The organism is Sphingobium sp. FG125, from assembly GCF_057809795.1.
The window spans coordinates 180018-193258 of record NZ_JBMDKQ010000002.1; the positions used below are offsets into that span (position 1 = coordinate 180018).

Genomic DNA, 13241 nt, shown 5'->3' on the forward strand with positions numbered 1-13241 from the left:
CTTACCAGCCCATGTCGGCGCTGAACATGACGGCGCGGGTCTGATCGACGGCATGGAGGCTGCCCATCGCTGTCGGGCCGGACAGGCCGATGCTGACAAGGCGGCTGGGATTGATGAAGCGCGCGGCAAAGCGCAATCGCTGGCGACCCTGTTGCACGGGCGTATATTCGATACTGCCTTCGGCGCGCAGCGGCGATTGCTGGGTGCCAAGAGCGGCCAGTGCCGCGCGACCGGTGCGCGATGCCTGCGCCGCGACACGCCAAGCCCCGCTGGCCCATGCCGCTGCGAGGGCCATTTCCCGTTCCTGCACGGATCGCCCGGTCATGGTTTCGACCGCCGCCTGCTGATAGCGGACGGACCAGTCGAGATGCGGCGTCAGCTGATGCCGGGCCATCATCTTGATGCCCAACAGGCGGGCAGACCCGATATTGGTGGGCAGATAGGCGCGATCGGCAAAGGACAGGCCGTTGCGGATGTCGGCGCGATAGAGGCTGGTCGTGACCGTCATGTCCCCGCCCGACCATTGGCCGCCGATCGACGCGATCCGGCGTTTTTCGGGGCGGAGGGAGCGGCGCAACGCTTCGAAATCGGGGCGCGAAAGGCCAAGCGGGCCGGTAAAGCCGGTATCGCCATAGGCGCGCATGGACTCGTTATAGTCCATCGACAGCGTGATTGCGGGGGTGGGTCGGTAGTGGACGACGGCGTGGGGCAGGAACCAGTCCCGCGCGCGCAGCCGATCATCACCACTGCCGATCGTCACATTGGCATTGCGGTTGCTGACTTTCAGCCCCGCAAAGCCCAGCGTCATCGCGACCTGATCGGAAAGAGCGAAATGATCCTCGACCGAAAGCATCCGCGTGCGACTGCGCGGGCGGTTATCGTAGCCTGATGCGCCCATAGCGGGTAAAATATCCGCCTGCGCCCCGATGAACCGGCGGCTCTGGCGCTGGAGGCGCAGGGCCACGACATGGTCTGGCTCATCACCGGGCAGCGCGCGGATCGCGCCGATCCAGCCATAATCGGGGTTGGTCCTGCGCGCCTCCAGCAGGGGCGATCGCCGGATCGCAGGCTTCAATGTGAAGCTGATGCTTTGGTCGACGAATATGTCCTGCGCCGATGCGGTGCCGCCCTGGAGCGCCAGCGCAACCAGGCCGAGCAGATACAAGCTGCGCATCAGCGATACTCGCCTTTCGGCGCAGGGCTGGCATCGGCCAGCGCCAGTTGCGGGCGCTGGCGGTCATAGGCGATGACATAGCCGAAATGATCGGAGAGCGGCCGACCGTCAGGCTCCGACCCGAACGGCACATGCGCGCCCTTCACGACGAGCGCGGTGCCATGCCCGGCGCGCGCGAAGATCCAGTCCTTGCGACGCTGGGTCGCGTGGATCAGGTCGTCACGCGCCTGCGGAGCGGGGATCGCAGCCTGTTGCAGGGCGATCTGCGCGCCGCCCTGCCCCGCTGCCACGAACGACAGGCCATGGCGGGAAAAGCTGTCGAAGAAAATGCGCGTGCGATCGCCATTGCCGCCGATATTCATGTCGCCGCCAATCATCAACGTGCGGTCGCGCGGGACGGCGCTGGCGATGAAGCGGGCGGTCAGATCGACCTGCCGCGCATAGGCCGCCAGCGATCGCGCCACGGAGACGCCCGACGCCTTGCGCGCGTTGAGGTGGATATTGACGATGGCGACGGGCTTCTCTTCGCCGGGCACCTGTATGTCGGCGATCACCACGCCTTTGTTGGCGAGGCAATCGAACCCGGCGCAGGCGAAATCGGGGAAGGCCAGGCGCTGGACGCGCACGATAGGATAATCGGACAGGATGATGAGGCCGCTGTCGGTCTGCTTCCCCATCGCCTCGCCACGATCCCACCGGGCGTCATCCAGAAACGCCTGATCCGCCGTTGCAGGCGCGATCCGCGAACGCATCAGCCGATCCGGTCCGAAGGTCATGTGCCGATAGCCGGACGTGCGCGCAATCTCTGCCGCCTGTGGCGTGAAGGCTTCCTGCAACAACAGGATATGGGGCTGCTGCCCCCGTTGCCGCAGGGCGCGCAGACGCCCGCCGATCCGCGCCAGTGCGGCATCCCGATCAAAGGCGAGCGGCCAGGGCAAACCCTTGATATTATAGGTCATCATGGAGAGCGTCGTATTGCCGCCGTCCGGCAATAGCTGCGCCATATCGAGACGGTATGGCAGGCTGCTGCTGGTCGATCCGGTCGCGACGAAACTGACCAGCCCTGCAAACAGCATGGCTCGCATAGTCTTGTACATGATGATGCCCCCCAATGGCTGGCGCGGTCATAGCCCGCCAATGAGTCGTGGGCGTTTCTTCCGCACTGCAATATGATGAAAGTTCCATGGCGGCAGCGTCACTGATCCGACCAGTAACTGTCATGCAGCGAGCGGAAGGCTCCGTCTGGTCCCTTCATAGAGGGTGAAGAGATCGGCGAAATGCGCGTCCATCGTGCGCGTATCGGCGGCGGCTGAGCGGGCGTTGGCGAGATGCTCCGCTGACCCCTGCGTCAGGAACAGGCGAATGGCGTCCGCCAGGCTGGATGCGTCCGCCGCGCGGTAATGATGGCCAGCACCCGCCACCAGATGATCCGCCGCCGCCCCGCCGTCGGGCAGGAACATCGGAATGCCGCTGGCCCGCGCCTCTGCCGCGATCATGCAGAAGGTTTCGGATTCGCTGCCATGGACCAGCGCGTCGGCGCTGGCGAGCAGGCTGGCGAAGGCATGGCGGTCGGTGACCGGTGCCATCAGCCGGACATGCGGGTTGTCGGCAGCTGCGCGTTGCACGCTGGCGCGCGCGCGCCCATCGCCCGCAATGACGAGGCCGACCGGACGATCGAAGCCGCAGGCGGTTACGGCTTCGATGATCATCGGCCACCGTTTTTCCGGGGCGTGACGGCCCGCGCCGAACAGCAACAGCGCGTCATCATCCAGGTCGCACCATTGCAGCAGCCGTCGCCGCAGATCCGGGTCGCGGTGCCGGGGCGAGAATATGCCGGGTTGCACCCCCATGCGGTTGGTGACGACATGCCGCAAACCGCCATTTTCCAGCCGCGTCGCCAGTTCGTCGCTGGCGCACACGATATGATCGAAGCGCGCGTCCAGACGCCGCAGATGTCGCCAGAACCAGTCGAACCCGCGGTCGATCTGCTCGCGACTGGCGAGGCTGCGAAACCACCGATAGGCGTAATTGCCCAGCGGATCGGCGTGCATGATCAGGCTGCGTGGCACATCGCCGCGCCAGTTGGCGACCATCGATGCGCTGCCCCACGGGGTCGATGCCTCCACCAGATCGGGACGCAGGGCATCCAGCCGGGCATGCAAAGCCGCTTCGTCATGGAAATAATGATAGCGCCCGTCGAGCGGGAAGCGGCGACCCGGCACATATTCGATGCGCCCATGATCGCCGAAATATTCGACATGCGCCTGCGCGGCGGGGGCAAGAATGATGACTTCATGGCCGCGCACAGGCCCTGCCAGCATCTTGTGCCGGACATAGGTTTTTACGCCCCCGCCCTGCGGCGCGTAAAAAGCGCATATATCGACGATCCGCATAGCCTAAAGCGCCTTGACCGGGCCGAAGGACAATAATCCCCGGCGATAATTCATGATGATCCGCCCGCGCGTAGGGCCGGTGCCGACGACCAGCGTGGCCGACGCAGCCTTGGGTTTGCCCATGCCCAGTTTCGGGTTGCCGCCAAAACCGACGCCATCGACGGAAAGCCCGAATTTCCGGTTGCCGTCGCGATCATGCAGCACGCTGACCGCATAACGGCCCGGCCCCGGCACACGGACGCATATTTGCGCGCTATAGCCGTTTTGCGCGGAGCCTTGTCCGACTGGCACCTCGACCCGGCGGAAAATCTTGCCCTGAGAAATCAGGATATTGTCGTCCTGAAGAAAGTCCTGATCGTTGGCGGGATAGACTTCCGCCTTCAGGCGACCTTCGCGATCCTTGAGGCCGACGATGTCGAGCAGCAAGGACGGACCGTTTTCGCCGGGGCGACAGCGCGCCTCCGCCTTACCCAGATCAGGGGTCGAGGGGATGGTCGGCATCGCTGCGGCGGCGATGATGCTGGTTGCCCAAAGGGTCAGGTTAGTCATGCCTGCCTCCGCTGTTTCACAAGGCCGCTCAGGCCCAGGATCAGCCCGACCAGCAGATGCGCGGCGAGCAGCAGGCTGGCGATCACCGCCAAAACCTGCGCAATTTCCAGCTCACGCCCGACCAGAAATACGGCCACGCCTGCGAACAGCACATCCTTGTTCGGCACCATCGGCAGGCGGGACAGGACCAGCCGCAGCGTCGACAGCATGAACCACCAGCTCAACGCGACATCGGGCAGCAGCAGGTGCCACAATGTCGCATAGAGCAGCACATTGGCGATGATCCGCGCCAGATGCACCCCCGCCACCATCCGCCGTTCCGGCCAGGGCAGGCTGAACACCTTGCGACTGAACAGGATGGGACCAAAGGAGGTCACCACAAGGATGGTGAGGGATATTCCCAGCGCCCGCCCGTCCATCGCCAGCCGCAGCGATGACAGGAGCGGCAGCGTGAAGAGCAGCATCGCCAGCGTGACGATATTGCCCATCACCCCCGACAATATCGCTGAATCCTTGACCGCGCCAAAGGGCGATCCGGCCATCGTCACATGCCGCCGCGCCCAGGCGTAGAAATAGACGTCGCCGACATAGCCGAGCAGCAATTCGTTACTGATCCGCTTGCGGAACAGGGCCGACAGGCCACCGGCCGGGATCGACCATAGCCGGTTGAAGATGACCCAGTCGCACAGCGGCGTCAGGCTGTATGTCACGGCGAACACCAGCCAGAAAAGCGGGGTGCGCGGCAGCATCGCGATGAGCTTGTGAAAATCGAACGAGCCGATCTGAACGAACACGACCGCCAGTATCGCAAAGGAGATGAGCGGGCCGAACCATGCCGTCCAGTTGCGGCCGGACCGCACGAGCGGGGTCGGGTCCAGCATCGCGCCTGCGCCCGGCGCATGGATCAGCGGGGAAAGGGCATCGGCATGGCTCATGATAGCTGCGCCTCCAGAGGGGATTGCGAACGGGGCCTGGCAAGGGTGGCGCGCTGCTGGTGCGCGGGCGTTGCCAGCATGTGATGGAAGAGCGCGCGATAGGCGGGGACGGCGCGTTCGATGGTGAACGCCGCCGCCTTTTCGCGGGCGCGCGGGCGGTCCTGCCTGTCCCGGTGTGCTGTGCGGATGGCATCGGCGAATGCGGCTTCATCGCCGTCATCGATCAGCGTGCCGAGCGCGCCATCGTCCAACAGGGGGGACATGCTCGCGCAGCAGCGGGTGGCGATGATCGGAAGGCCGCATGCCAGCGCCTCGACCAGAACGCCAGGCTGCCCTTCATAGCGGGACGAGAGCAGCAGCACATCGTGGTGTGGCAACTGGCGACGAATATCTGCGCTGAACCCGGCGAAACGCACTTTCGCCGCGATACCTAGGCGGTCGGCCAAGCGTTCCAGCTGAAGGCGCGCGCGGCCTTCCCCGAAGATAGTCAGCCTGTCGTCCGGCCCGCTGCCCGTGGCAAAAGCGCGCAGCATGAGCGGATAATCCTTCTGCCGCTCCAGCCGACCGACGGCCACGAACTGCCTGCCCTGTCGCGGCAATGACGATGAAGGCGGTGCCGCAACAGCATCCAGATCGACCTGGGCCAGCACCGGATTGGGGACGACATGCACGCGCGCGGGATCGACGCGCATCCGCGCCGTCACTTCCTGCGCCATGGGATCGGAGAGAGCAGCGAAATGGTCGATCGCCCTGCCCTGTATGCGCAGCCAGAGACGATAGAAGGGCGGCATGATCGCCGGCATATCGGATCGCATCAGGTCGTTGCTGATCTTGGCCAGAATGAGCGGACAGCGCCCCCCCAGCCGCAATTTCAGCAGCACCGCAACGATCGCATAGACATTGCCTGCGCAAAACAGAATGTCGGGACGGTCCGCATCAATGGCGCGCAATGTCGCGAGCAGGAGGCGGACGCTAGCCAGACGGCGACCGATCAGCGGCCAGGATGGCAGATATTGGGTGGCGCAATCGGGCGGCAGGTCATGCTGCATCGGCCCTGCCGGATTGCCGAGCATCAGGCGCACGTCCATCCCGGCCCGCCGCCAGCCCGCGATCAGCCGCAGCGCAATGCGTTCGACTCCGCCTGGTCCGGGGGCATGAAGAAAGACCAGGACATGCGGCGGCGAACTGCCTTCGCTATTGCTATCGACGATAGCTCTATCGTTTGGCGATAGCGGCTGACGGAAGCACTGCATAACCCGCCCATGTCGGACATTCATAACAGGCTGATGCACTATTCGTGACGGAATGATGAAGTCTGGACGAATAGCATGTCATGATTGCACCCATCATGAACCCGTCACAAAGTTCGGGATATAGGTCGGTCATGCTTACGCCTCTCCTCCTGCCATTCCTGCTTGCCTTTCAGGGCGTCGACGCGCCGCCGCCTGCGAACAGCGCGCCGGTTACCTTGCGCATAGCGGCCGAGGAAGCGCGGCAGGGCGTCGCGTCCGATGGCGTCCATATCTATGCCATCGACAATGACCGGATCGGCAAATACCGGATCAGCGACGGCGTCCGCATCGCGCAGTGGAAGGGCGACCGGAGACTTTTTCCGCATATGAACAGTTGCACGGTGGTAGGCCGCGAACTGATATGCGCTGCGTCCAACTATCCCGCCGTGCCGCAGACCAGCGCCATCGAAATCTTCAATACCAAAAGCCTGCGCCATGTCCGCAGCATCAGCCTGGGCATGGGGCCGGGATCGCTGACCGCGCTAGATCGGCATGACGGGACATGGTGGGCGATGTTCGCCAATTATGACGGGAAAGGCAGGGAAGCCGACCGCGACCATCGCTATACGACGCTGGTGCAGCTTGACGATGATTTCCGGCAACTGCGTGGCTGGCTGTTTCCCGCCGAGGTGCTGGGGCGCTTTGCGCCATTCAGCTGTTCGGGCATGAGCTGGGGCGCGGACGGGCAACTTTATGTCACGGGCCACGACAGGCCGGAGCTATATGCGATGCGCCTGCCAAGCGCCGGATCGACGCTGGAGTTGCTGGCCACCATCCCCATAGCCACAGAAGGCCAGGCGATCGACTGGGACCCCAAAACACCCCATCGCCTCTGGTCGATCATGCGCGGCCAGTCGATCATCGCGGCGAGCGAAATCCGCTGGAATGGCGGCCAACGGGAATAAGCGCCAAGGTAGCTTCGCGATGTAAAATGCGCGATGGCATGGCTACAACCCGGACCACATCACCATACAGTAACAGGCATATCGAGCGATAGCGGCCGTTGATAGGAGACGTCGCTCTTGTCGCGCATGCCTTTTGTATAGCCCTGTTCGACAAATTTGGGATGCTGGAGGATCGACGCGTCTCCCGTGATCAGCGTATCGACGGTGGAGCGTCGCAGCGCGATTTTCCATTCACCATTGCGGCGTTCGACCCGATCGATATAGCGGCCATTGATGATCCGCGCGGACTTTCCGCCACGATCCAGCAGCGACACCATCACATAGCTTTCGCAATGTGCGACATCGCCATCAATCTCGCAAAGATGGGTGGTGATATTGTGGAGGTGCTGATCCGAACCGGCGGCGTGGACGGCGTTCGACCACTGGGCGTAGAGCGGGCCAGGGTTGATGGCATGGCCATGTTCATCGACGCCATCCTCATGATAGGCGCTGGTCAGCAGATCGACGTCATGCCGGTCATGCCCGCGCGCATGGCGTGCGATCAGGTCCTGGATCGCCAGCCTGTCTTTGAGATAGGCGACGTCACGACCCAGTTGGGCCAGTTGCATATCGTCCATGGCGATCCTCCTTCGATGCTATTCTTCGCTACCGCAAGATGAGCGGATATTGCTGACGCGGCGCAACCTGATGCGTGTCGCGGCAGGAACGCGGCTGCCGGCCACCCTGATCGGCAAAGCCATATTTCACCGCCATCTCAGCCCCGATCACCGCCTGGCCGCTCATGTCCATCAGGGCAGGATCGGAATATAAGGCCCAGATGGCATGTCCGGTGAATTCGGGCGTTTCGGTCGCCGCTTCCAGATCCTTATATTTGATCGGGTCGGAGGCGATGACCATGCGCAAGCGATCCGTCAGCAGCGCACCCATCCATATCGAAAGGGCAGCGACGTTGAAGGGCCGGAGATCGACGGCCATGTCCGCCGCGAACTTGTCCAGTCCCGCCTTGTGCGCGCCATAGGCAGGGCCAAAGGAATAATGGGCAGCGCCCGATGCGGACGTGAACATGATGAGGCCGTGCCGCTGGGCCACCATCAGAGGAGCCGCATGGAAACTGGCGACATAGGCGCTCCGCAGGCCCACATTGAGCATTTCGGCAATGCCCAGCGGCTTTTCCCAGAAATTGCCGGGAGCGGTCAGATCATCATGCAGGGCGCAGGCATTGTTGACGAGGATGTCGAGACGGCCTTCATCCTCAGCAACGCGTGCGAAAAGCGCTTCTACCTGAGAGTCATCGGCATGATCGACGCGGACGGCGATACCCCTGCCCCCGGCTTGCGTTACGGCGTCCGCTGTTTCCCAGATCGTGCCGGGCAGAGGATGATCGCCTGCTTTTTCGGACCGACCGGTCACATAGACCGTGCAGCCATGACTGCCCAAAGCAATGGCGATGCCGCGCCCTGCGCCGCGACTGGCGCCGGTCACCACGGCTACAGGACGGGCTGTCATCAGATGTTCCCCGATATCATGTCAGGCGAAGGATTCTTCACCGGCCAGGGTGGTGCGATGCATCATTCGCCCGCTGTCCATGGCGTAAGGCAGCGCGCGGTGCATGGTCCCTGTATTGTCCCAGATCACGAGATCGCCGAGCGTCCATTCGTGGCGATAGACGAACTGGGGCTGCGTTGCATAATCGCGTAGCCGGGTCAGCAACGCCCAGCCTTCGCGAAGGTCCATCCCTTCGACATGCGAAGCCGTGGAACCCAGCACCAGCGATTTACGACCTGAGCGATGGGTCCATATGAGCGGCAGGACGTTGGGCTGGAATGTCTGCCAGCTTTTCAGCAGCTCATGACTTGGTTCAGGCTGCACATAGCGCTGCGACACTTCGAACATATGGACGACCTTGAGCTTTTCGAGCGCCACTTTCTCCGCTTCGGGCAAATCGTCATAGGCCGCATAGGTGTTGGAAAACTCGGTCTGGCCGCCCGTGTCCGATAATTTGCGGCTGCTCATCAGCGATGCGAAGATCGGGACGTCGCCCATCGTCCCATCAATATGCCAGTAGAAGGCACCCTTGATATATTCGGCGACCGGATTTTCCTTAGGGTCCATCGTGATCTTGAAGGCCTTTTCCTCAACAATCGTGCCGATCGTTTTGGTAAAGGCGATTTGCTGATCGTCCGTCAGGTTGAGGCCGCGAATGGCCACCACGCCCCGTTCCTCAAGCAATGCGCGAATGTGCGCGGAGCAAGCGCCACTGAGCAGTGTCTGCACGTCCGTCACGATTTCACTGCCGATACGCGGCGCCAGATTTCTGACCTTAAAGCCGGTCTGTTCCGCCATCGGCATCTCATCTCTCCCGTCCGGGCAGCCATAGAGCCGCCACTCGTATGTGGCGCTAAGCACATGATTAGCGTCACATACGAGTGGCGGTCAAGAAATGGCGGGTGGCTACGCGCTCTCGCGCGATTCATCGTCCGGGCGGTGGCTGAGTCTGGTGAGAAGCCAGTCCATCAGCTTGCGCGCGTCGTCATGCCCCGACAGGATGCCGACGCCTTCCTCCATCACCAGCAATCGTGCCATCGCGGCCAGACAGACAGTGGCTGCGGCGGGCGTGCATGGCCCAAGGTTGGCAGGGCTATTGGCCAGATGGCGTTCAATCGCTGCAATCTGGACAGCGCGGATATGTTCGGCATAGCGCGCAATTTCTTCGCCTATGACCTTGCGATGATTAGCCAGCGCCATAAACTCCATGGCGAGGGCCGTGCGGCTGGGGTCGATGCTGAGCGTCCATAAGGCGCGCAGTGGATCGTCCGACTGTGCCGCCGCCTGATGGCGTTCGAGGCTCTGTTCGGCACCGCGCCGGTAAGCCGCCACCAGCAGATCATCGGACGTGGGGAAATAATAGTGGATGAGCGAGGCGTTCAATCCCGCCCTGGCCGCCACCTTTCGACCACTGACGGCGGCATATCCTTCCTCCACCATCAGCGCCAGCGCAGCGTCGAGCAACTGGGTGCGGGTGGCCGATTTATCCGTGCCGAAGCGCCGCTTTTGCGGCGTCGCCTTCACAGCGGCATCTTCTGAAACGCGCTTGGCCAAGGCAAAATATTCCGATCCCATATTTGACGTTGCCGGAAAGTCTGTACGCGATGGCGGGGTGCGAGCCAATCAGGGAGGTCGGGATCGGGCTGTTGAAGCGCGAATTGGTCCAAATGCAAGCTCCCCTTCATCCCCGTCATATGTCATCAGCGCTAAAGGATTCACGCTTCATCGTTCCTCCCCAAAACACTAGGAGCCGCGCGTCTCGTCATGCCGTAATTTGCAGATCATCCCAACTGCCCGGACCAGAGCAGGTAACGTTCCGATCCTCCGCGTTTGATCGGCAGTGACCAGCAAGGAGAGATGAGTGAAACAGGATGACGCGCGCCGGATCCCGGTGCTGATTGCAGTGGGCGAGATTTGCGATCGACCGGAAATCGACGTCGAAGGACTGGATTCGATCGCTTTGATGCTGGCAGCGTTGCGGGAAGCCGAAGCGGAATTGGGCGTGCCGGTTCTGGATCGGCTCGACTGGCTGGGCGTGGAGGACCAGATATCCTTTCCCAATCCTGCCCCACAGGACGATCTCGCCGCCCGGCTGCCACGCCCGCCCCTTCGCGCCGTCAAGACGTTCGAGGCCAGCGGCGACGGCCCGCTGCAATTGATCAATGATGCCGCCAACCTGATTGGCCGGGGCGAGATCCAGCTGGCAGCCGTGGTCGGGGCAGAAGCGCTGCGGACCGCCGCCAAGCGGGCGCAGGCCGATATGGCGGCGGGACGGACGCCGCCCAAAAGCTCTGTCGCGGAGGTCGCGGCGGCACTGGCCGGGCCGCTGGCGCGCAAATATGGCCTGCTGACGCCGATCGATGTCTATCCGCTCTACGAGAACGCAACACGCGCCGCCTGGGGGCAGAGCCTGGCCGAGGGGCAGCGCGAAACAGCGCAGATATGGTCGGCCTTTTCGAGCGTTGCTGCCACCAATCCCCACGCCTGGATGCGCGGGGCGGTGTCGCCTGACGATATTGCTGACGTCAATCCGAACAACCGCATGGTGAGCTTCCCTTACACCAAGCTGATGGTCGCGAACGCATCGGTTAATATGGGCGCGGCGGTGATCGTCGCCAGCCTTGCCATGGCACGGAATCTGGGCGTTCCAGAAGAACGGATCGTCTATGTGGGGGCTGGCGCTGCCGCGCATGAGGATGAGGATTTCCTGAGGCGTGACAGCTTCGCCCGTTCGGCGAGTCTGGAAACAACCGTGACGGCTGCGCTCGAACGCAATGCGCTGACCCCCGGCGATATCGACCATGTCGAACTCTATTCCTGCTTTCCCTGCATCCCGAAAATGGCGCGCCGGGTGCTGGATTGGCCGCTCGACCGGCCGGCCAGCGTCTATGGCGGCCTCACGTTCGGGGGCGGGCCTATCGGCAACTGCATGATGCACGCCGCCGCGCAAATGGTGCGCAAGCTGCGGAGCGAGGGCGAACATGGCCTGATCGTTGCCAATGGCGGCTATGCCACGCACAGCCATTCGCTGCTATTCACACGGCGCCCCGTGCCAGCAGGCACGTTCCCGCAGGATTATAATGTCCAGGCGGAAGCTGACCGGCGACGGGGCGCGGTGCCGGACCTGCTGGAAGATTATGAGGGGGAAGGCGTCATCGAAACCTTCACCATTCCATTCGACCGCAACGGCGAACCGCGCCATGCCACGCTGGTTGCCCGCGCACCCGACGGCGCAAGGTTCCTGGCGCATGTCCCACATGACGATGGCGCGATGCTGTCCTTCCTGATGGCGGAGGACAAGCAGCCAGTCGGGTCATCCGGCCAGGCGGTGAGAGTGCAGGACAGGATCGTCTGGAGCCGCTAAAGTGTCCGGCATAAAATGCGCCGACGGCGCGCGGTCAAAAAGGGGAGAGAGTCGATGAACGATCTCGACATCCGGCTGGTTCGGTGTTTCGTGGCGGTTGCCAATGAACGCTCCTTCACGCGCGCGGCCGAACGGCTGCGGATTGCACAGCCATGGCTCTCGGTCCAGATCCGGCGACTGGAGGAGCAACTGGGTTTCCAGTTGTTCGATCGCAACCGCAACCGTGCTGTCATCGTTTCGCCAGAGGCCGAGTCCTTCCTGCCGGTCGCGCAGGACTATCTGGTGGCGGCAGAGCGTGCGACCGCAACGGCCCGGCGTATCCGCGATCAGGCGGCGGTCTATCTCAATCTTGGCGCGCCCGACTTTTCGGCGGACATGCCGACACGCACTGCGATTATCGACGGCTTTCTGGCCCGTCATCCGCGCTATGAGATAGAGATCCATAATGCCTGGACGCTGGAATTACTCAAGCGTCTGGGCGAGGGTGAAATCGACATGGCCTTCACGGTTGGTCCGCATGTCGATCCACATAGCGAGGCGCTCGTGCTCGGACGCTATGGGCTAGGGCTGCTTGTTCCGGTCGAGCGTGCCGGAACGACGCCCCAGCCCCTGACCCTGTCCGCTTTTGCGGGGGAAAAAGTCGCGATCTTTCGCCGCAACGTCAATCCGGCCTTTCACGATTCCGTGGCACCTATTTTGGAAACCGCAGGCATATCACTGACCTATCTCCCGGAATCGAGCCTGACGGCCATGCTGCAATTTGGCCAACGCACGGGCGTACCCGTGCTGATCGGCGAATGGCAGCGCGACGTGCCGCACATGCCCGACAATTTCTCCGTCCTTGCGCTCGACGAGCCTTCGCTGTCGTTCAATCTCAACCTTGTCCGTCGCACCGGCGACCGTCGGCCCGCAGTGACGGCGTTGTGGAATTTCGCTGCCCAGTCCCTGCGGGTTGCGGCTTGATAGCGATTTCTTATCAAGAAGCTTTCTATCCATATTAGACAGGATCGGCCCGGTTGCCCTAGCGTCGCATAATAAGAAAGGCCGACCCGCATAGCGGATAGCAACGGCTAAATGAAATTGG

The 13241-nt window shown here is 62.8% G+C and carries 13 protein-coding genes; 3 read left to right on the forward strand and 10 right to left on the reverse strand.

The window, feature by feature from the left end; genetic code table 11:
• Nucleotide 1 precedes the first annotated feature (1 nt).
• From ACODSR_RS02565 to ACODSR_RS02590, 6 genes are all read right to left on the reverse strand, one after another.
• Complete coding sequence (locus ACODSR_RS02565; protein WP_489073458.1) at nucleotides 2–1174, reverse strand: TonB-dependent receptor domain-containing protein; 1173 nt, start codon at nucleotides 1172–1174, stop codon at nucleotides 2–4.
• Nucleotides 1174–2271 carry an endonuclease/exonuclease/phosphatase family protein gene (locus ACODSR_RS02570; protein ID WP_489073460.1) on the reverse strand — a complete coding sequence of 366 codons (1098 nt, stop codon included), beginning with the start codon at nucleotides 2269–2271 and terminating at the stop codon, nucleotides 1174–1176. Before ACODSR_RS02570 ends, ACODSR_RS02565 begins: the two co-directional genes overlap by 1 nt.
• A gap of 120 nt (nucleotides 2272–2391) precedes the next feature.
• The gene (locus ACODSR_RS02575; protein WP_489073462.1) at nucleotides 2392–3567 is read right to left on the reverse strand and encodes a glycosyltransferase; all 1176 of its coding nucleotides are present in this window, start codon (nucleotides 3565–3567) and stop codon (nucleotides 2392–2394) included.
• A gap of 3 nt (nucleotides 3568–3570) precedes the next feature.
• Nucleotides 3571–4116, reverse strand: coding sequence for a DUF2141 domain-containing protein (locus tag ACODSR_RS02580; RefSeq protein WP_489073464.1), 546 nt, complete (start codon nucleotides 4114–4116; stop codon nucleotides 3571–3573).
• Nucleotides 4113–5051 carry a hypothetical protein gene (locus ACODSR_RS02585; RefSeq protein ID WP_489073466.1) on the reverse strand — a complete coding sequence of 313 codons (939 nt, stop codon included), beginning with the start codon at nucleotides 5049–5051 and terminating at the stop codon, nucleotides 4113–4115. Before ACODSR_RS02585 ends, ACODSR_RS02580 begins: the two co-directional genes overlap by 4 nt.
• Nucleotides 5048–6304: a glycosyltransferase gene (locus ACODSR_RS02590; RefSeq protein WP_489073467.1), complete on the reverse strand. Its 1257-nt coding sequence runs from the start codon at nucleotides 6302–6304 to the stop codon at nucleotides 5048–5050. Before ACODSR_RS02590 ends, ACODSR_RS02585 begins: the two co-directional genes overlap by 4 nt.
• A 131-nt stretch (nucleotides 6305–6435) precedes the next feature.
• Between ACODSR_RS02590 and ACODSR_RS02595 the strand changes: the two genes are divergently transcribed.
• The gene (locus ACODSR_RS02595) at nucleotides 6436–7248 is read left to right on the forward strand and encodes a hypothetical protein (RefSeq protein ID WP_489073469.1); all 813 of its coding nucleotides are present in this window, start codon (nucleotides 6436–6438) and stop codon (nucleotides 7246–7248) included.
• A gap of 59 nt (nucleotides 7249–7307) precedes the next feature.
• On the opposite strand, the gene ACODSR_RS02600 is transcribed toward ACODSR_RS02595, so the two are convergent.
• The 4 genes from ACODSR_RS02600 to ACODSR_RS02615 all read right to left on the reverse strand — a co-directional run bounded on the left by ACODSR_RS02600 (nucleotide 7308) and on the right by ACODSR_RS02615 (nucleotide 10368).
• Complete coding sequence (locus tag ACODSR_RS02600) at nucleotides 7308–7865, reverse strand: nuclear transport factor 2 family protein (protein ID WP_489073471.1); 558 nt, start codon at nucleotides 7863–7865, stop codon at nucleotides 7308–7310.
• 28 nt (nucleotides 7866–7893) lie between these two features.
• Complete coding sequence (locus ACODSR_RS02605; protein ID WP_489073473.1) at nucleotides 7894–8754, reverse strand: SDR family NAD(P)-dependent oxidoreductase; 861 nt, start codon at nucleotides 8752–8754, stop codon at nucleotides 7894–7896.
• A gap of 21 nt (nucleotides 8755–8775) precedes the next feature.
• On the reverse strand, nucleotides 8776–9591 hold the full coding sequence (locus tag ACODSR_RS02610) for a TauD/TfdA dioxygenase family protein (RefSeq protein ID WP_489073475.1): 816 nt from the start codon (nucleotides 9589–9591) through the stop codon (nucleotides 8776–8778).
• A gap of 108 nt (nucleotides 9592–9699) precedes the next feature.
• Nucleotides 9700–10368 carry a TetR/AcrR family transcriptional regulator gene (locus ACODSR_RS02615; RefSeq protein WP_489073477.1) on the reverse strand — a complete coding sequence of 223 codons (669 nt, stop codon included), beginning with the start codon at nucleotides 10366–10368 and terminating at the stop codon, nucleotides 9700–9702.
• A 286-nt stretch (nucleotides 10369–10654) separates the two neighbouring features.
• Here ACODSR_RS02615 and ACODSR_RS02620 point away from each other — a divergent pair, with 286 nt between their 5' ends.
• Both ACODSR_RS02620 and ACODSR_RS02625 read left to right on the forward strand, forming a co-directional pair.
• Nucleotides 10655–12157, forward strand: coding sequence for an acetyl-CoA acetyltransferase (locus ACODSR_RS02620; protein WP_489073479.1), 1503 nt, complete (start codon nucleotides 10655–10657; stop codon nucleotides 12155–12157).
• A gap of 54 nt (nucleotides 12158–12211) precedes the next feature.
• Nucleotides 12212–13120, forward strand: a complete 909-nt coding sequence (locus ACODSR_RS02625) for a LysR family transcriptional regulator (protein ID WP_489073481.1) — start codon at nucleotides 12212–12214, stop codon at nucleotides 13118–13120.
• Nucleotides 13121–13241 lie beyond the last annotated feature (121 nt).